The sequence below is a fragment of the Streptomyces sp. NBC_00209 genome, assembly GCF_045206345.1.
Classification (GTDB): Bacteria; Actinomycetota; Actinomycetes; order Streptomycetales; family Streptomycetaceae; genus Streptomyces.
On sequence record NZ_CP108121.1, the window covers coordinates 1,159,814 to 1,178,412 of the forward strand.

Annotated in this window: 13 protein-coding genes and 2 pseudogenes; 5 read left to right on the forward strand and 10 right to left on the reverse strand. The window is 70.0% G+C overall.

Annotation, left to right across the window (positions count from 1 at the left end; genetic code table 11):
- Nucleotides 1–26: 26 nt before the first annotated feature.
- Nucleotides 27–833 carry an endonuclease/exonuclease/phosphatase family protein gene (locus OG867_RS05090; RefSeq protein WP_328902981.1) on the forward strand — a complete coding sequence of 269 codons (807 nt, stop codon included), beginning with the start codon at nt 27–29 and terminating at the stop codon, nt 831–833.
- A 49-nt stretch (nt 834–882) separates the two neighbouring features.
- Nucleotides 883–2,475 carry an alpha-amylase family glycosyl hydrolase gene (locus OG867_RS05095; protein ID WP_406283137.1) on the forward strand — a complete coding sequence of 531 codons (1,593 nt, stop codon included), beginning with the start codon at nt 883–885 and terminating at the stop codon, nt 2,473–2,475.
- 46 nt (nt 2,476–2,521) lie between these two features.
- On the opposite strand, the gene OG867_RS05100 is transcribed toward OG867_RS05095, so the two are convergent.
- The 6 genes from OG867_RS05100 to OG867_RS05125 all read right to left on the reverse strand — a co-directional run bounded on the left by OG867_RS05100 (nt 2,522) and on the right by OG867_RS05125 (nt 9,084).
- Complete coding sequence (locus OG867_RS05100; protein WP_406283139.1) at nt 2,522–3,934, reverse strand: sulfatase; 1,413 nt, start codon at nt 3,932–3,934, stop codon at nt 2,522–2,524.
- A complete protein-coding gene (locus OG867_RS05105; RefSeq protein ID WP_406283141.1) occupies nt 3,931–4,611 on the reverse strand; it encodes a hypothetical protein in 681 nt (226 codons plus the stop codon). The genes OG867_RS05100 and OG867_RS05105 overlap by 4 nt, the downstream gene beginning before the upstream one ends.
- A gap of 29 nt (nt 4,612–4,640) precedes the next feature.
- On the reverse strand, nt 4,641–5,525 hold the full coding sequence (locus tag OG867_RS05110) for a carbohydrate ABC transporter permease (protein WP_328902977.1): 885 nt from the start codon (nt 5,523–5,525) through the stop codon (nt 4,641–4,643).
- Entirely contained in the window at nt 5,525–6,511 is a 987-nt protein-coding gene (locus OG867_RS05115; protein WP_406283143.1) for a carbohydrate ABC transporter permease, read from the reverse strand. Before OG867_RS05115 ends, OG867_RS05110 begins: the two co-directional genes overlap by 1 nt.
- A complete protein-coding gene (locus tag OG867_RS05120) occupies nt 6,508–7,764 on the reverse strand; it encodes a sugar ABC transporter substrate-binding protein (RefSeq protein ID WP_406283145.1) in 1,257 nt (418 codons plus the stop codon). The genes OG867_RS05115 and OG867_RS05120 overlap by 4 nt, the downstream gene beginning before the upstream one ends.
- A 258-nt stretch (nt 7,765–8,022) precedes the next feature.
- Nucleotides 8,023–9,084 (reverse strand): LacI family DNA-binding transcriptional regulator, encoded by a 1,062-nt coding sequence (locus tag OG867_RS05125; protein ID WP_406283147.1) that lies wholly within the window; start codon nt 9,082–9,084, stop codon nt 8,023–8,025.
- A 214-nt stretch (nt 9,085–9,298) separates the two neighbouring features.
- Here OG867_RS05125 and OG867_RS05130 point away from each other — a divergent pair, with 214 nt between their 5' ends.
- Nucleotides 9,299–10,714 carry a lamin tail domain-containing protein gene (locus OG867_RS05130; RefSeq protein WP_406283149.1) on the forward strand — a complete coding sequence of 472 codons (1,416 nt, stop codon included), beginning with the start codon at nt 9,299–9,301 and terminating at the stop codon, nt 10,712–10,714.
- 26 nt (nt 10,715–10,740) lie between these two features.
- Here the strand turns inward: OG867_RS05130 and OG867_RS05135 are convergent, their stop codons facing one another.
- Together OG867_RS05135 and OG867_RS05140 are read right to left on the reverse strand one after the other, a co-directional pair.
- Nucleotides 10,741–12,051 (reverse strand): aminoglycoside N(3)-acetyltransferase, encoded by a 1,311-nt coding sequence (locus OG867_RS05135; protein WP_406283151.1) that lies wholly within the window; start codon nt 12,049–12,051, stop codon nt 10,741–10,743.
- A gap of 83 nt (nt 12,052–12,134) precedes the next feature.
- Nucleotides 12,135–12,894, reverse strand: a pseudogene (locus OG867_RS05140) (MerR family transcriptional regulator).
- Between the two features lie 168 nt (nt 12,895–13,062).
- On the opposite strand from OG867_RS05140, the gene OG867_RS05145 reads away from it, so the two are divergent.
- Nucleotides 13,063–13,302: a hypothetical protein gene (locus tag OG867_RS05145; RefSeq protein ID WP_406283153.1), complete on the forward strand. Its 240-nt coding sequence runs from the start codon at nt 13,063–13,065 to the stop codon at nt 13,300–13,302.
- A 98-nt stretch (nt 13,303–13,400) separates the two neighbouring features.
- On the opposite strand, the gene OG867_RS05150 is transcribed toward OG867_RS05145, so the two are convergent.
- Together OG867_RS05150 and OG867_RS05155 are read right to left on the reverse strand one after the other, a co-directional pair.
- Nucleotides 13,401–14,563, reverse strand: a protein-coding gene (locus OG867_RS05150) for an IS3 family transposase (protein WP_328903012.1) whose coding sequence is annotated in 2 segments (ribosomal slippage) — nt 13,401–14,276 and nt 14,279–14,563 — 1,161 coding nt in all. Because the reading frame shifts where the segments join, the coding sequence is not laid out codon by codon here.
- Between the two features lie 1,113 nt (nt 14,564–15,676).
- Nucleotides 15,677–16,482, reverse strand: a pseudogene (locus tag OG867_RS05155) (IS5 family transposase); the annotation flags it as partial.
- 260 nt (nt 16,483–16,742) lie between these two features.
- On the opposite strand from OG867_RS05155, the gene OG867_RS05160 reads away from it, so the two are divergent.
- Nucleotides 16,743–18,584, forward strand: a complete 1,842-nt coding sequence (locus OG867_RS05160) for a TerD family protein (RefSeq protein ID WP_406283155.1) — start codon at nt 16,743–16,745, stop codon at nt 18,582–18,584.
- Nucleotides 18,585–18,599 lie beyond the last annotated feature (15 nt).

Sequence of the window (18,599 nt, forward strand, 5' to 3'; positions counted from 1 at the left end):
TCGATGAGTCAGCACGGGAGACATCCATGGCCAACAGCGCGTCGGCCCTGCGCGTCATGAGCTTCAACCTCCATGTGGACTGGGACGGTTCGCCCCGCCCCTGGCCCGCGCGCCGGGACGCGGTGGCGGCGGTGCTGCGGGACGCGCGGCCCCACCTGCTCGGCACGCAGGAGGGCCGCCCGCACCAGATCGCGGACGTGCTCGCCGCCCTCGGACCCGGTTACGCGAGGACCGGCCGGGACCGGGACGGCGACGGGACCGGCGAGCACATGGCCGTCTTCCACGACCGCGAGCGCCTCGACGCCCTGGACCACGGCGACTTCTGGCTCTCGGACACGCCCGAGGTGCCCGCGTCCGAGACCTGGGGCGGCGCCTGCCCGCGCATGGCGACCTGGGTCCGCTTCCGGGACCTGGCCACGGGGGGCGAATTCCTCGCGGTGAACACCCACCTGGACCATGTGAGCGCTTACGCACGCACCCGCGCGGCCGGGCTGCTCGTGGAGCGGTCCGCCGCTGCGGCGCCCGGTCTGCCGGTGGTCGTCACCGGTGACTTCAACACCCCGGCCGGGGATCCCGAGGTGCACGGCGTGCTGCTCGCGCGGGGCGGCCTGGACGACACCTGGGACCGTGCCGAGGAACGCGGGCCCACGTACGCCACCTTCCACGACTACCGCGCGCCGGTCGCGGACGGCCCGCGCATCGACTGGATCCTCGCCTCGCGCGGTACGCGGGTACGGGAGACGTCGGCGGTGCTGCCGGACGCGGTGGCGCCGAGCGACCACCTTCCCGTTCGCGCCCTGATCGAGCTGCCGTCGGCGCCCGTGGCGCGCTGAGCCCGCGCTCCCGCAAACCGCCCCGTACCCCCTCACCGGAGGAATCCGCATGTCATCCCCCCGCCCGGCGACCGAATGGCTCGCCGACGCCGTGCTCTACCAGATCTATCCGCAGTCCTTCGCCGATTCCGACGGTGACGGGATCGGGGACTTCGCGGGGATCGAGGCGCGACTCGATCATCTCCAGTGGCTCGGGGTGAACACCGTGTGGTTCAACCCGTGCTTCGTCTCGCCGTTCGACGACGCCGGTTACGACGTGGCCGACTACCTCAACGTCGCCCCGCGCTACGGCACCAACGAGGACCTGGCCCGGCTCACCGAGGCCGCCGGGCGGCGTGGCATCCGCGTGCTGCTCGACCTGGTCGCCGGGCACACCTCCGACCAGCACCCCTGGTTCCGGGCATCGGCGGACGACCCGGCCGACCAGCGGTTCATCTGGGCCGACACCGAGCAGGCGCCGCCCGGGTTCGTCGCCTCGCCCGGCAGCCGGTCCGGGTTCTACCAGCCGAACTTCTTCGAATCGCAGCCCGCGCTCAACTTCGGCCACGCGCGCAGGGACCCGACGGAGCCCTGGCGGCTGCCCGTCGACGCCGAGGGGCCCCGGGCCAACCGGCAGGCACTGCGCGAGATCATGGACCACTGGCTGGCCCTCGGCCTGTCCGGCTTCCGGGTCGACATGGCCGCGTCGCTGGTCAAGGACGACCCGGGCCAGGCCGAAACCGCGAAGCTCTGGACCGAGCTGCGCGGCTGGCTGGACCGGGCGCACCCGCGGGCGGCGCTGCTCTCCGAGTGGGGCGACCCGCAGGTCTCCGTCCCGGCCGGGTTCCACGCCGACTTCTTCCTGCAGTTCGGTCCGCGCGGTGACGGGCTGCCGCTCCGGTCGCTCTGGAACAACTGGGAGGGCACCGTCAGCGAACCCTGGGAGCCGCTGGAGCCGTACTTCGGCGCCGGGGGCGAGGGCGGTTTCGCCACCTTCCTCGGCGCCTGGCGCGAGGCGACGGAGGTCATCGGGGACGCCGGGTTCATCTCGCTGCCCACGTCCAACCACGACTTCTCGCGCCTCGCCACCGGCCCTCGTACGGCCGAACAGCTGCCCGCCGCCTTCGCGTTCCAGCTGACCTGGCCGACGCTCCCCGCGATCTACTACGGGGACGAGATCGGCATGCGGTACGTGCCCGGCACGCCCACCCGCGAGGGCAGCCGTCTGGGTCCGCGCTATGACCGGGCCGGGTCCCGTACGCCCATGCAGTGGGACGACTCGCCGAACGCGGGCTTCTCCACCGCACCCGCCGACGCCCTGTACCTGCCGCTCGACCCGGACCCGGGCCGCCCGACGGTCGCCGCCCAGCGCGCCGACGAGGGCTCCCTCCTCCACCTGGTCAGGCGCCTGATCGCGCTCCGCAAGGCCACCCCGGAGCTGGGCAGCGGCGGCTCCGTGGAGGTGCTGCACGACGGGTATCCGCTGGTGTACGTCCGGGGCAGTCGCTACCTGGTCGTGGTCAACCCGCGCTCCGAGGCCGCCACGACCGCCGCGCCCGTCGGCCGGGCCACCGCCGTGGAGGCTCGCGGGGTCACCGTCGCGGACGGCCGCGTCCACGCCGAGGGCTTCGGCTTCGGCGTCTTCACGCTCGACGCGGGCTGACCGGTTCCGCCCCCGCCCGGCGTCGGGCGGGGGCGGAACCCGTACGTCAGCCGGCGGTGTCACCGTACTGCCGTTGCAGCGCTGCCAGTTCGGCGGTCAGCTCCATGACCAGATCCTGGTACCCCGGGTCGTCGTACCGGTTGTGCAGCTCGTCCGGGTCGGCCACCAGATCGAACATCTCCCACTCGGGGGCGCGGATCTCGTCCTTCGCGCCCGGCTGGCCGGAGCCGTGGCCCGGGTAGTGGATCAGCTTGTGGGTGTGGGTGCGGATGCCGTAGCTGGCCTGGACGTTGTGGCAGACGTCCAGGTGCTCGAAGTAGCGGTAGTACACCGACTGCCGCCAGTCGTCCGGCCGTTCGCCCCTGAGCAGCGGGACGAGGCTGCGGCCCTGCATCCGTGGATGCGCTTTCACTCCGGCGAGGTCCAGGATCGTCTGGGCGTAGTCGACGTTGATCACGAGTTCGTCGCGGCTGCTGCCCGGCGGGGTGACGCCGGGCCACCGCACCACCAGCGGGATCCGCAGCGAGGGTTCGTACATGAACCGCTTGTCGAACCAGCCGTGTTCGCCCAGGTAGAAGCCGTGGTCGGAGGTGTACGCGACCGCCGTGGACCGGTCCAGGCCGGTGAGGTCCAGATAGTGCAGGACCCGGCCGACGTTCTCGTCCAGGGCCGCGATGACCCGCAGGTACTCCTTGATGTAGCGCTGGTAGCGCCACTCGCGTTCCTCGCGCTCGTCCAGACCTTCGGGGACGGGTGCCTTGAGGTCCTGCGGGAGCAGGTCGCGCATCCGCATCTCGGCCTCGGCGGCCGCGCTCGCCCGGTGGCTGTAGTCGTCGTGGAGGGTGGCGGGCGCCGGGATGTCCACGTCCTCGTACAAGTGGCGGTGGCGTTCGGCGGGTTCGAAGGCGCGGTGCGGGGCCTTGTGCTGGATGAACAGCGCGAAGGGCTTGTCGCGGTCCCGGCGGTCGAGCCAGTTGAGCGCGAGGTCGGTGATGAGGTCGGTGACGTAACCGGTGTGCTGCCGCTCCCCGTCGCGGGTGGCGAACGTCGGGTCGTGGTAGACGCCGTGTTCCGGCAGCACCTCCCAGTGGTCGAAGCCGACCGGGTCGGAACAGCCGCCGTGGCCCAGGTGCCATTTGCCGATGATCGCGGTCTGGTAGCCGGCCTCCTGGAGCATGCGCGGGAAGGAGGGCTGGGTGGCGTCGAACTTCTGGCCCTCCTGTTCGAGCGTCGTCATGCCGTTGACGTGGCTGTAGGTGCCGGTCAGCAGGGACGCCCGGGCGGGCGAGCAGATCGAGTTGGTGCAGAAGGCGTTGTCGAAGCGCATGCCTTCTGCGGCCAGCCGGTCGACGGCCGGCGTCCTGTTGATGACGCTGCCGTAGGCGCCGATCGCGGGTACGGCGTGGTCGTCGGTCATGAAGAACACGAGGCTGGGGCGCTGGGTGCCGGTGGTGCTCATGGCCCGGGGTCCTCCTTGGCTGGGTGCGGGCGGGGGCGGTCCGGGGCCAGTCGCAGGGTGCGGCTGCCCGGCATGGGCAGGTCGAGCGTGGTGCGTACGAGACCGTCCGGGCCGGTGTGCGCGAGGGCTTCGGGGCCGGTGTCACCGGCGGGGCGCATCCGGTAGCCGGCGCCCGGTTCGAGCCCGGCGATCTCCACGGTGACGCGGCGGCCCAGCGCCGGTACCGGTATCGCGTGGGGCCGGTCGGCGGCGGCGTTGACCACGCGCACCTCGACCGTGCCGTCGCGCGCGGTGACGGTGGCGGTCACCAGGGCGCGGGCTCCGTCGCCGGTGAGGTGCGCGGGGTGGTGCGGGGCCCCGGCGTCGATCCGGACCCTGATCCGGGCGGGTGCGCTGCCCGGGGCGAGCGCGCAGCCGCGCACGGGGCCGGGGAGCGGTGGCTCGGGGCCCTCGGGCGTCCTGGGCGCGATCCGGTACCAGTATCCGCGACCGGGCTCGGCGCGCGTGTCCGCGTACGGCGGGAGGACCGGGCCGGTGTGCAGGGGCGCGTACGGTCCCTCGTAATGATCGGAACGGTGGACGACGTAACCGGCCGTCCCCGGCGTCGGCAGCCAGTCGAGCAGCACATGGCCGATGCCGTCCCGGGACCGTATGACCGTGCGGTGCGAAGGCGGCACGCCCGCCGGAGCGAGGCCGGGGTGCCCGTTCACTTCAGGCCGGAGGTCGCGATGCCCTGGGTGAAGTGCCGCTGGAGGGCGATGAAGACGGCGACGACCGGGAGCACCACGAGGAAGGCGCCGGCCATCAGGACACCGTTGGAACCGGCGGCCTTGGTGGGGTCGGTGGCGAAGGTGGCGAGAGCGACCGGCAGGGTGTACTTGTCCGGGTCGTTGGTCGCGACGAGCGGCCACAGGAAGTTGTTCCACGAACCGAGGAACACGAAGATCGCCAGGGTGGCGAGGGCCGGCTTGACCAGCGGGATCACGATCCGCCAGAAGATGTACCACTCGCCGGCGCCGTCGATGCGGGCCGCTTCGAGGAGTTCGTCGGGGATCGCCGACATGAACTGCCGCATGAGGAAGACCCCGAACGCGCCCGCCGCGAAGGGCAGGATGAGCCCCGCGTAGCTGTCGAGCAGCCCCATCTTGCTCATCATCACGAACTGGGGCAGCAGCATCAGGTTGCCCGGCACCATCAGGGCGCCCAGCACGATCGCGAGCACGCCCCGCTTGCCGAAGAAGTTCAGCTTGGCGAGCGCGTACCCCAGCATCGAGCAGAACACCAGGTTGCAGACGGTCACGACGACGGCGACCACCGCGGAGTTGAGGAAGTTCCGCGCGATGTCCATCAGGTCGAGCAGTTCGCGGAAGTTCGCGAGGGTCCACTCGGTGGGGATCCACACCGGCGGGCTGGCGCCCAGGTCCTGCGGGGTCTTGAAGGCGGACACCGCCATCCACAGGAAGGGCGCGGTCATCACGAGCAGGCCCAGGGTGAGCAGCGTGTAGGTGAGTGCCCTGGCGCCCGGCCTGCGCGAGGTGGCGGTGCGTCCCCGGCCCGGTGCGCTCTTGGTGGGGAGGTCGGTGGCGCTCATCAGGTCTTGTCCTTCAGCAGGCGGAACTGGAGCAGCGTGACGGCCAGGACGATCGTGAAGAGGACGTAGGCCATGGCGCTCGCGGAGCCCATGTGGAAGAAGCTGAACCCTTCCTTGTACATGTGCAGCGACACGGTGAGGGTGCTGTCGCCGGGTCCGCCGTCGGTCATCACGAAGGGTTCCTCGAAGACGTTGAGGAAGCCGATGGTGGTCATCACCGCGACGTACAGCATGGTGGGCCGCAGCAGCGGGACCGTGATCCGGCGGAACTCCTGGAAGGCGCCGGCGCCGTCCAGCTTGGCGGCCTCGCGGACCTCGACCGGGATGGCTTGGAGGCCGGCGAGGAAGAGGACCATCGCGGTGCCCATGTTGCGCCAGACGGCCATCACGATCAGCGACGGCATGGCGAGCACCTTGGAGGCGAGGAAGTCCGGCGTGGAGAAGCCGAGTTGCGCGCCGAGCCCGGCGATCAGGCCCTCCGAGGGGTCGAGCACGAACCGCCAGATGACGGCCACCGCGACGATGGCGGTGACCACGGGGACGTAGAAGCCGACCCGGAAGAAGGTCCGGAAGCGGTCGATGCCGGAGTTGAGGAGCACGGCCGCGACCAGTCCGCTGCCGATGGTCAGCGGGACGCCCAGCACCACGAAGTAGCAGGTGTTGAAGAGCGCCTTCATGAACTTCGGGTCGTCGAACAGCGCGGTGTAGTTGTCCAGACCGACGAAGTTCGCGTCGAGCGGGTGGGTGACGTTGCGCAGGCCGAAGTCGGTGAAGCTCATGAGGAGCGTCGCGACGATCGGGAACGCCATGAAGGTCAGGAAGAGGGCCAGGAACGGCGTCGAGTACAGCCAGCCGGCGAGGTTCTGCCGGGAGAGCCGGTCGGGGCGGAGCTCCTGGCCCGCCGGGGCCTGCTGTCCGGGAGGGCCGCCGGCCTGGGCCGGGGCGCGGTCCAGGCCGGCCCCGGCCCGGGTGGCGGCGGTCTTCACTGGGAGATCAGCCCCTCCGTGGTCGCCTGGAGCTTCTTGGCCTCGGCGGCCGGGTCACCGCCCTGTGCGATCTTCTCCAGGGTGCCCTCGATGGCGGCGGCGATCTCGTTCCACTTCTCCAGGGCCGGGATCTCCTTGCCGGTGTCCAGGGCCTGGCGGAAGACCTTCAGGCTGTCGGCCTCGGCGCTGTCCTTGATCTCCGGCAGGTCGTAGGCGGCCTTGTTCGCGGGCAGCGACTTGGTCGCCCCGTACCAGGCGGCCTGCGTCTCGGGGGTGGTCAGGTACTGGGTGAACTTCTCGGCGGCGGCCTTGTGCTCGCTGTCCTTGAAGGTCACGAGCGAGGCGCCGCCGACCCAGGAGACGGATCCCTTCGGGCCCGCGGGCAGCGGGGCGGTCTTCCACTTGCCCTTCAGCTGCGGCTGCTGCTCGTTGAGGTTCTGGACCATCCAGGGGCCGGACATGAACGTCGGCTCATCGCCCTTGGCGAAGGTCTTGGCCACGTCCGCGCCGGGCACGAAGTTCTTCTTGGCGAGCCCGTCCTTGAAGTAGCTGCCCCACGTCTCGAACGCCTTCACGGCCTCGGGGGAGTCGAGCGCGGACTTGCCGTCCGCGTCGACCAGGCTGCCGCCCTCGGAGTACAGGAACTGCAACCAGCTCTGCCAGGCGCCGGTGTTGCCGGGCTGGAGGGCGGTGCCGAACTGCGAGCCGTTCTTCTGGTACGCCTCCGCCAGCTTGTGGTGGTCGTCCCAGGTGACGGGCGCCTTGTCGACGCCGGCCTTCTTCGCGAGGTCGGTGCGGTAGTAGAGGCCGCGTACGTCGGCGTACCACGGGACGCCGTAGGCGGTGCCGTCCACCACGTTGCTGTTCCAGGTGGCGGGGAAGAAGTCGGACTTCTTGAAGCTCTTGGTGTCCACCGGCTCCAGCACGTCCAGCGCGATGTACTGCCCCATCATCGTGGAGCCCATCTGCGCCATGTCGGGGAGCTTCCCGGCGGCAGCGGCGGCGGTCATCTTCTGGCCGACGACGTCCCAGCCGATCGGGGTCACCTTGACGGTGATGTTCGGGTTGTCCTTCTCGAAGTCCTTGGCGACCGTGGCGAGCCGCTTGGCCTCCTCGCCCATGCCCCAGACGGTCAGGGTCTGCTTGGCGTCCGCGGACTGCTGCGCGCCGCCGCCACCACCGCAGGCGGTGAGGGACAGCGCGGCGGCCACTGCGACGGAGATACCTATGACGGTCTTGGCGGGGCGTGCCATGGAGCTCCTCCTTGAGCTGTGTATGCGCTATCTGAAAGCGCATACAGAACTCTGCGATATGGGTCTGGATCGCTCAAGAGGGATGGGATAACGCTTGGGTAACGTGGGGGGTGGCGGGGTTGACCTGCGGCGTACGGGAGTGAGCTTCGGGCGTACGGAGGTGAGCCCGGGGGCGCTTTGCCTACGGGCGTACGGGGTGAGCTCCCCCGGGCCCGAAAACGCACCCCTGACCTGGGCTTACGGACCCCGCCCCGCCCCTTACGCCGCCGCGTCCGCCGGGCAGCCGCAACTGCGGCGCAGCACCGCGGAGACGGGCAGCAGCCGCTCCTGCGGGGGTCTCTCGCGCTCGGAGAGCCGGGCCACCAGCAGTTCGACGGCCTCCACGCCCAGCAGGCCCATCGGCTGCCGGACCGTCGTGAGCGTCGGCCGCACGAGTTGGCTGAGCGGGATGCCGTCGAAGCCGGTCACCGCGATGTCGCCGGGCACGTCGATGCCGCGCGCCTCCAGGGCGTGCAGCGCGCCCACGGCCATCTGGTCGTTGGCGAACACCAGGCCCTGGGGGCGGGGCCCCTCCCCCGCCGCCCCGAACAGGGTCTCCACCGCCTGTCGCCCGGCGGCCTGGGTGAGGTCGCCCCGCAGGTCGGGGGCCTTGGGGAGCGGGAGGCCGGCTTCCAGGTGGGCGGCCTGGTAGCCGAGGAACCGGGCCTCGCCGTCCGGGGAGTCCTCCGGCCCGCCGACGAACGCGAGCCGCCGCAGCCGGTGGGGGCCGAGCAGGTGCCTCGTGATCTGCAGCTGTCCGTCGAAGTTGGCCACTTTCACGTGGTCGATGCCGTCGTACGGCTCCCCCGCGAGCAGCACGACCGGGACCCGCCGGGCCACCATCTCCAGGACCTCGTCGGGCACGGCCTGGGCGAGGACGGCGAGCCCGTCCACCCGGCCCGCGACCTCGGTGAGCCGGGTGCCCGCGTCGTCGGCGTGCGAGGAGGCGATGAGCAGCGCGTAGCCGTGGCGCCTCGCGGCGCGCTCCATGCCCCTTATGACCTCGTCGGAGTAGAGGGTGACCTCGCCGGGGTCGGCGGCGGGCGCGCTGTCGGCCTCCGCGTCGTGGAAGTCCGGGTAGCACAGGCCCAGGACCCCGGTGGAGCGGCTGGCGAGGCCGCGGGCGCTGCCGCTGGGCACGTACCCGAGTTCGCGCGCGCTGGCCAGCACGCGTGCGCGGGTCTCCCCGCGCACCGATTCCGGGCTGCGGTACACCCGCGACACCGTGGCGATGGAGACCCCCGCCCGCTCGGCAACGTCGTACACCGTAGGAGTACTCATCGCGCCGCGTCACCTCTCTTCCCCTGTGGTGGGGAGATGTTCCCACATGCGGGGCAGGTGTATGGAAGCGCATTCACTCATCCCGCCGCCGAGGGACGGGCCCCGCAGAATTTGCCCGGCGTTCGCGAGCTGTCCTCCCGGGGGTGGGCGTCCCGTTCGGGCTGGGCCGAGAGCGTCGGGCCGCCCGCCCCACGACTACCTCAGGATGGATTCCGTGACCGCATCGCTCTCCCGCCCACGGCGGCCCCGCGCTCTCGCCCGCTTCCTCGTCGCCGCGCCGCTGCTGGCGGCCGGTGCGCTGACCGGGGTGCCGGCGGCGCACGCGGCCCCGGCCGACGACGTGCGTATCAACGAGGTGGTGACCACCGGCGACGTGAACGACTCGGTCGAGCTGTACAACAAGGGCGCCTCGTCGGTCGACGTCTCGGGCTGGGTCCTGAAGGACGACGACAAGGACCACGCGTACGAGATCCCCTCCGGGACGACGCTGGCGCCGGGCGGCTTCCGGGCGTTCGACGTGAGCGGCGCGTTCGGGCTCGGGTCGGCCGATGAGGCGCGGCTGTATCAGGCGGACGGCACGACGCAGGTGGACGGCTTCTCCTGGAGCAAGCACTCCGGTCCGTCCTGGTCCCGCTGCCCCGACGGCACCGGCGCGTTCAAGCAGGCGGCCTCGGTGACGCTGGGCGCCGCGAACAACTGCGGTACGGGCGGGGGCTCGACGGCCCCCGTGGCATGGCCCGGCGGCAGCTCGGTCGCCACGGCGGACGGCTCGAACGTGTTCGGCGAGGACCTGAGCGGGCTCTACCAGGACGGCAGCGTGCTGTGGGCGGCGCAGAACAGCGGCAAGCTGTGGCGCCTGGTCCGTGACGGCTCCGGCGGCTGGAAGCCGGACACCGCGAACGGCTGGTCCTCGGGCAAGGCCCTGCGCTTCCCCGGCGGCTCCGGCAGCCCGGACGGCGAGGGCGTCACCGCGACCGGCGGCGGGATCTTCGTCGCGAGCGAGCGCGACGGGGACGCCTCGGGCACGAGCCGCCTGTCGGTGCTCCGGTACGACGTGAGCGGTTCGGGCTCGTCGCTGACGGCCACCAAGGAGTGGAACCTCACCTCCGACCTCCCGTCGACCGGCTCCAACCTCGGCCTGGAGGCGGTGACTTGGATCCCGGACGCGTCGCTGACCGCTGCCGGCTTCAAGGACGCGTCGACGGGCGCGGCGTACGACGCGGCCCACTACGCCGCCCACAGCGGCGGGGTCTTCTTCGTCGGCGTCGAGGGCACGGGCATGGTGTACGGCTACGTCCTGGCCGACTCCGGCTCGTACACCCGGATCGCCTCCTTCAGCAGCGGCATGTCCGGCGTGATGGAACTCCAGTGGGAGCCCCAGGCGTCCCGCCTCTGGGCGGTCTGCGACGACACCTGCGACGGCAGCCACCAGACGTTCACGGTCAACGCGACGGGCATGTTCGCGCCGACGGCCGCGTACAACCGCCCGAGCGGCATGCCGAACTACAACAACGAGGGCTTCGCGCTGGCGGGCGCGGACGAGTGCGTGTCGGGGTCGAAGCCGGTGTACTGGTCGGACGACGCGAATGACGGCGGGCACGCGCTGCGAAGGGGCAGCGTCAGCTGCTGATCGCAGGGCCGGGGCGCGGGGCGTCGTCAGGGCGTCTCGCGCCCCTCCGCGGCCAGCCGCTCCCGGAGGCGTCGGGCGGCGAACTCGATGAAGGGGCGGCTGTCCATCAGGCGGCACTCGGCGGCACCGATCACACCGACGCGCACCAGCCCCGCCTCCTCCGCCTCCGCGCCGACCCCGGGGAAGTGCCGGCCGTTGTCGTCGCCCACGTCCGGCACTTCCACCCAAACCCGTTCGCCGTCGACGGCGTACGGGAAGCGGCGCAGCTTGCGCCGGTGATTGGGGATCAGGGACTCGGCGTAGTGCAGAAACGAGTTGCGGTTGTGGCCCACGCCCAGCAGCAGGATGTGGGCGCCGAGTTCATGCAGCCGGTCGAACGGCGAGCCGTGCCCCACCGCATAGGCCAGCGGCTGCCGGGCGGTGATGTCCCGGGCCAGCGGCCCCAGCGCGGCGACGGACGCCTGCGGGTGGGAACTGCGCAGCCGGTCGGGGTCGGCGAGCACGGCGGTGGGCAGCGCGCCCATGAGGATGGGCAGCCTGTCGTGGAACAGCGGCACGCCCGAGCGGTCCGCGTCGGCTCCCGCTCCCGGGTGCGGGTCACGGACCTCGTCGCCCGTGAACGCGGGTACCACCACGGTGCCCTGCGGGCCGAGGCGGTGGCGCAGCGCGCCGAGAACCGTCGCGACACCGCCGTCGACGCGACCGAAGGCGGACAGGGAGGCGTGCACGATGACCGTCGCGCCGACGGGCAGACCAAGCGCCTCGAATCCGGCGCACAGATCCCTTCTGCTGAGCGGGCCGCACTCCACTCGGAGGGCCGCATCCAACGCGGTCATGAGTTGCGCGGCGCGGCTCCTGCCGGTGGGGGCGGGCGGGTAGCGGCGGAGGATGTCGATCAGGGCGGGGGCGGCTCGTTCGCGGGCCCCTTCGAGCGCCCGGTCCCCCGCTCCGGGGTCCTCCGCCGCCTCGATCTCCGCGATGCGGGCCGCGTTCGCGGCAGCGCGCAGGATGTGGGCCACCTGGTGGGCCTTCGCGAGGGGGTGCAGGTAGGCGGCGGAGGCCGCGTCGCCCGCCGCCTGGGCGGCGAGGCGGGCGGCCTCCGTGGCCGCGTCCTTGGCCGCGCGGTGGGCGTCCATCGAGGTGATGCGTTGGAGCCTGGTGCGGGGTGCGCCGTCGATGAACTCCCACGCGGCGTCGATCGCGGCGCGCGGCCTTCCGTCGCCGGGGTGGGCGTCCTCGAACACCGCAAGAACGCCCTGCGCCGCCTCGGCGGCGTACCGCGCCACGACGCGCAGCTCGTCCATGGACAGCTCGAAGTCCCCGCTCACGCTGGTCATTCGAGCGATCGTCGCACATGCCGCAGGTGCGGTCGTACGGCTCCGAGGGGCCGCCCCGCCCACCGGGGCGGCCCCGTCCGTGCTCAGGTGAGGCGTTCTGCGGTGTACGCCTCGATGGCGTCCCGCTGGAACTCGGCGAGTCCGGCCGCGATGGCCTCGTACGCGGCACACCAGTCGGGGTTGTCCACGACGGAGCGCGCCATGGCCAGGTGCTCGTCGGCGGTGACCGGCCGCAGGGCGGAGAGCAGCCGGTAATGGGCGTCGACCTCGGCCTGGACCGGGGCGGAGTCGGCCGTGTGGCCGTCGGACCGGAGTTCGGCGAGGCGGATCATCCTGGCCGTACGGTCGCGCTGCCCGGCCTCGATGTCATCCGGGCTCATCGCGGCGACGTGCTGGGCGACGCGCTCGGCGTGGGCGGGGAAGTCTCGCAGGCTGTCCTCGTACTGGTCCGGCTGTACGCCCTCGAAGAGGTTCTCCGGTCGGTTGATGGTCATGGGTGCGTCGTCCTTCCTGGCCTGTTCCAGTTCGGCGATCGTGCGCGAGACGGTGGCGGCCAGCGTGTCGAGCCGGTCCCGTTCGGCGAGGAGCCGCCGGTGGTGGCCGCGCAGGGGCCTCCACCGCGTCGGCCTGCTCGGCCAGGACGCGCCCGATGTCCTCCAGCCCGAGCCCCAGCTCCCGCAGGACGAGGATCTGCTGAAGCACCAGGAGCTGGCGCTCGCCGTAGTACCGGAGCCCGCCCACCCCCGTCCGGGCGGGCGGCAGCAGCCCGATCGCGTCGTAGTGCCGCAGCGTCCGGGCAGTCACCCCCGACATCCGCGCCACCTCAGCGGTCGGCCACTCCATCCCCGTCACCCCGCTCTCTCGCCGTACCGGGCCGGTGTTTCCGGCCCTGTCCCACGACCGTAGAAGCTGCCGTTACGTCAACCGCAAGGCGTTGCGTCGGGCGGTGGGCGTAGCCGTTACTCAATGCCGCACGCGCACAGGATCGCACTACGGGGCAGGGTCTTCTAAGTGGGCGGTTCATTGGCCTTTGAGGGGTTTCAATGTCGCCTGATGGTGTGGTGGTGGGGCGGAATCTGCGACGCCTTCAACCATGCGACCGGACCACAACGGGCGAGGGACGTCTGCCAAGCCTTGGGCCACGAGATGGTGCCGAAGAACGTCGAAGGCACCCGCGCCAAGCTGAAACGCTTGGTCAAGCTCGACATCCTCGCTGAGGTCGGCACCGGCATCTTCGCGAGAAGGCCATAGCCGGACGTCTATGGCCGGCAATCACTGGCCACAATCTGGTGTGCGTACTTGTTCTCCGGGTCGATGGGGTCTGCTGCACCTTCAGGTGACAGGTTCAGTCACGCGGCCTGAAGGGCCGGTGTGGTCATGACGGTCTCGTATTCGACGGGTGTGAGCCGGCCGAGGGCGGCTTGTCTGCGGCGTCGGTGGTAGGTCCGCTCGATCCAGGTCACGATGGCGATGCGGAGTTCTTCGCGGGTGGTCCAGGTGCGGCGGTCGAGGACGTTCTTTTGCAGCAGGCTGAAGAAGGACTCCATGGCCGCGTTGTCGCCTGCCGCTCCGACTCTTCCTATCGAGCCGGCCATCTGGTGGCGGCTGAGCGCTTGTACGAGTTTCCTTGATCGAAATTGCGATCCTCTGTCGCTGTGCAGGATGCATCCGGCGACGTCCTGGCGCCGGGCGACTGCGTTGTCCAGGGCGGTCACGGCCAGCCGGGACTTCATCCGTGCGTCGATGGAGTAGCCCACGATCCGGTTGCTGAAGACGTCCTTGACCGCGCAGAGATACAGCTTGCCCTCGCCGGTGGGGTGTTCGGTGATGTCGGTGAGCCACAGGCGGTTCGGGCCGGTCGCGGTGAAGGCCCGGTTGACCAGGTCGTCGTGGACGGGCGGGCCCGCCTTCTTTGTCCGGCCGCGTTTCTTGCCGAACACGCTCCACCATTGGTTGTCCCTGCAGATCCGCCACGCGGTCCGGTCGGCCATGTCGGTGCCGGCGTCGCGGGCCTCGTCGGCCAGGAAGCGGTAGCCGAACTCCGGGTCGTCGCGGTGGGCGGAGAACAGCGCGTGTGCGCGATGCGCCTCGGCGAGCTCGGCTGGGGTCACCGGGTCGTCGAGCCAGCGATAGTAGGGCTGTCTGGCGAGCTTCAGCACCCGGCACGCGACCGTGACGGGCACTCCGCCTGCGGCCAGCTCTTTCACGAGCGGGTAGATCCTTTTCCCGGCAGGTTCGCCTGCGACAGATAGGCCGCCGCCCGCCGCAGAACCTCGTTCTCCTGCTCCAGCAGCTTGATCCGCCGACGGGCTTCCCGCAGTTCCACGCTCTCCTGACTGGTCGCCCCGGGCTTCGTGCCGTCGTCGATGTCGGCGCGGCGCATCCACTTCCACAACGTCATCGCGTGGACGCCAAAGTCGGCGGCCACCTGCTCGACAGTGACGCCCGGGCCGCGGTTCCTCGCGACCCGCACGACGTCCTCGCGGAACTCCTGGGGATAAGGCTTGGGCACAGCAACATCCTTCCCACCTGCCCTACACGGCAAGCCAGTTCAGATGTCACCCGTTCGTGCGGCAGACCCATGTCTTGGATCACCTTCAGGGCTTCATGCCTCCGCTCCGTCTCGCACATCAGCCGGACAAGGACGTACAGGGCGTCACGGTCACCGTCTTCGGCGCGCTCGCGCAGCGCGGAATCCATACCTCGCTCCCGAAGCGACCTGTTAAGCCTCCGAAGTGCGTGGCGATCCCTGAGGGCGAGCTCCGTAAGTTCTGGAATCCGTTCCGCTCGGCCCAGCAGATCCATGTGCCACAGATGATTGTCGTGCCTGTCTGGATCGTCGGAGAAGCACTCGGCATAAGCGCTTACCAGCGCGATCGCTGCATCCCAATCCTGAAGTTGCTCCGCAGCTCGAGCTCGCTCCAACCAGTCCACAGGCCGATTATCGCCCGTTGCCCCAGCGAACAGCAACGGACTGCACCTTGAAGCAACCCCTGCAGAGTGCCCTTGAGAGCAAGTCACGGTCAAAACCTCTCAAACCTTCCTCTAGAGGTCCCAACAAAGGCTTTGTGTGAATCGAGGGCTGATCAATCAGGCGGCTTCAGTGACCGATGTCGCATGCTTCGTAGCTCTTCAGCCCGACCGTCAGCAGGGGCGGCACGAGTGTGTGCATGTACCAGCTCAGGTCGGTGAACTCGAGCGAGTCAGGTAGACGCCGCCGGTTGATGGTCGGGATGAAGCTGCAGGTCATGCGGCCAGGGAAGAACAGGAGCTGACCGCCTGTGCTCGCCTTCCCGTGGTAGATACAGACGGCCACGTGGTGGTTAGCGTTCTCGGGTGCGTCAAGGATGGCCAAGACATCCTGCGTGTGGTCACGGGTCGTGGTCCGCCAGTCGTATAGGTCGTCGTCGTTCACCATGAACGAGAGCGGATCCTCCAGAGCCCAACCTGTGGCAGCCAGGGCCCCGATGCCGGCGCGGACCGTGAGCTCTTGGGCGAAGGTGAAGTCGATGTCTGCGGTCCTGGACGACACTGATGGCTCCCGGTGAAGGTTCGACGGCACCGCATCGTTGCCGAGGATGTGTCGAACTGTCGATCGAATTGCGGATCGAGGATCCTGGCAGAGGCGTTGGACGTGGCGGTAGTTGATGAGGCAGGTTGCGAGGCCGAGGAAGGCTTCGTGAATGTCGTCGCGTCTTTCCCAGAGGACGCGTAGGCGCCGGAAGCCCTGAAACCAGGCGATGATGCGTTCGACGACCCAGCGGTCGACGCCAAGGCCGGAGCCGTGCGGGACGCCGCGGCGGGCGATCACCGGTTTGATGCCCTGGGCCCAGACGAGACGGCGGTACTTGTCATGGCCGTAGCCGCGGTCGGCCAGCAGCACGTCCGGCCGGCGCCGTGGTCTGCCGAGCAGGCCCGCTACGGACGGGATCTTCGCAAGCAGAGGCAACAGCTGCGTCACATCGTTGCGGTTTCCGCCGGTCAGCGACACAGCGAGTGGGATGCCCTGCCCGTCGACAAGGATGTGATGCTTGCTGCCCGGACGTGCTCGGTCGACCGGGCTGGGTCCGCTTTTGGGCCGCGTCGGGCGGGCCGGAGGTGGGTGGAGTCGATCACCGCCCGGGACCAGTCCAGCTGCCTAGCCGACCGGCAGCTTCGTCAGCAGGACTGCATGGACGCGGCAAAGCGCCGCCAGCACGTCATGCCGGACCCGAAGCCGAGCTCCTGGGGTAGGTACTCCCACTGAATGCCGGTGTGCAGCACGAACAGGATCCCGCACAGAGCCCGCCGGTCGGGCACTCGCGGCCGCCCTGCCACCAGCTTCGGCACCGGGACCGGGACCGGCAACAACGGCTCGATGAGCAACCACAGTTCATCCGAGACGATCCACGGCCGAGAGTCTCTTTGTGCCACGGATGTCCCAACGAGCATCCAAGCCGACAGTCACATGATCAACCTCTTCTGTTAGGACCTTTAAGCGCCTGGCCGCAGGTTCGAGTCCTGCCGGGGGCGCCGAGGCGTACGTGGTGTTGCGCCCTCCGCCAGGGAGGGCGTTTTTGCAGTCTTCCCGCAAATGTCCCGAAGCTTCAGCGCGACCTCTATACCGCCCCGCGCACCGATCAGCCTCTCCAACCAGGACAAACGGGCATACAGCTTGTAGGAGAGTCGTATACCGCCGCATCCTTGGCGCCATGAGCCTCGTCATGCCCTCTTTCGACCTGTCCACCATGAGTGACTACGCCCATGACTGGGCGCTGGTCGATGTCGAGACCTCCGGACTCATTCCTCGGCGGGATCGCGTCCTGTCGATCGCGGTCGTGACCATGGAACCCGACGGAGAGCAGACCGGAGAGTTCTCCACGCTGCTTAATCCCGGGTGCGATCCGGGCCCCGTGGAGGTCCACGGACTGACTACAGAGCTTCTGCACGGGGCGCCAACCTTCGACCAGATCGCCGGGCAGCTCGGGGCGCTGCTTCAGGACCGTGTCCTGGTGGCTCACAACGCCCAGTTCGACTACGACTTCCTGGCTCACGAGTTCGCACGCGCCAGGCTCTACCTGCCGGTCACTCGCCGACTGTGCACCTTGGCGCTCAACCGGCAGGTGGACCCGCCGGCACATGACATGAAGCTTGGCTCCCTGGCCGCTCACTACGGCGTACCGCAGACGCAGGCACATGACGCGCTGGACGACACACGTGTGCTGGCCGGAGTCTTCCGCGCCACCTTGCACGAGGCGGTCCGGCTCGATCTCCCGCTGCCATTCGTGGCGTGTCCGCCGCGCCAGGACCCACAGTTTGCCCCCCAACCGCCGAAGACCCCGTGCTCGTACCGGAATCCGGGACGCCTGAGGCCGAGTGGCCAGCTCGTGCAGGGAATGAAGATCGCTATCACGGGGCAGACAGCGACATCGCGAGCCGAGCTGGTCGCACGTTCGGTCGCCGCTGGATTGAACATGATGTCGTCAGTCAGCCGGCACACCAGCGTCCTCGTCACCAACGAGTCCACATCAGGATCGGCCAAAGCGCGGAGGGCGGCCGCCCAAGGGGTGCCGGTCATCGACGAGCGCGTCTTCCTTCAACTGCTCGGGTCGGTGCAGGCAGGCACCCCGCATCAAGCCACTCCACAAACCAAAAAGCCGGTGGCCGTCGCCGCGGTCGTTCCAGCACCGCGACCACCGGAGGCAACGCCCGTCACCGTCGCCGCAGGCAAGCCTCTGACGGGGCGGCGTGTGCTCGTCATCGGCGGGCCGCACGCGGCGGCCGCCGCTGCCCGCGCCCGGATCGTGGAACTGGGTGGATCGGCCGCCGTCAACCTCTCCCGCAGCGTCACTGACGTCGTACGCCTGACCGACGGGCACACAGACCGCCGCCTGCCCAAGATCGCCGACCTTGGGCTACCCGTTCACGACGAGGCATGGATCGCCTGTCCGACCGCGGCAGTGCCGCCGGAAGGCGAGCCGGCACAACAGACCGACGCCCTCGACCCATCGCCGCCTCTGGTATTGCCTCGCGGCGGCGTTGTCGATCTGCCGATGCCCTCCCCCGGAGAAGAGCTCTTCTCATGGCACGCCACCGCCACCTGGGCACCGCAGGGAGGATGCGAGGTCGACGTCGTCGCCTTCGTGCTCGACGAGGACGCGCAGGTCACCTTCGACGAGGACTTCGTTTTCTACGGTGCTCCGGAGAATCCGGCCGGCACCGTCCGCCTGCGCACCGACGGCCCTGCCGATCAGTCATTCGACGTGAACCTCGGCGCCCTTCCTCCCGCCTCGCACAGGGTCGTTGTCGCGGCCGCCATCGATGGTGACCGTACCTTCGGCGAGGTTGGTGCCGTCCAGATCAGCGTCAGCCCCGACGATGGTGCTCCCCCGATGGCACGCGCCACGCTGGACGCCGCAACCACCGAACGAACCCTGATCCTGGCCGAGTTCTACCGTCGCGGGCCCCTTTGGCGCTTCCGCGCCATCGGGCAGGGCTACGACCACGGGCTCGCCGCCCTCGCTTGTGGATACGGCGTGGACATCGATGACTAGCCCGTGGATCGGGAC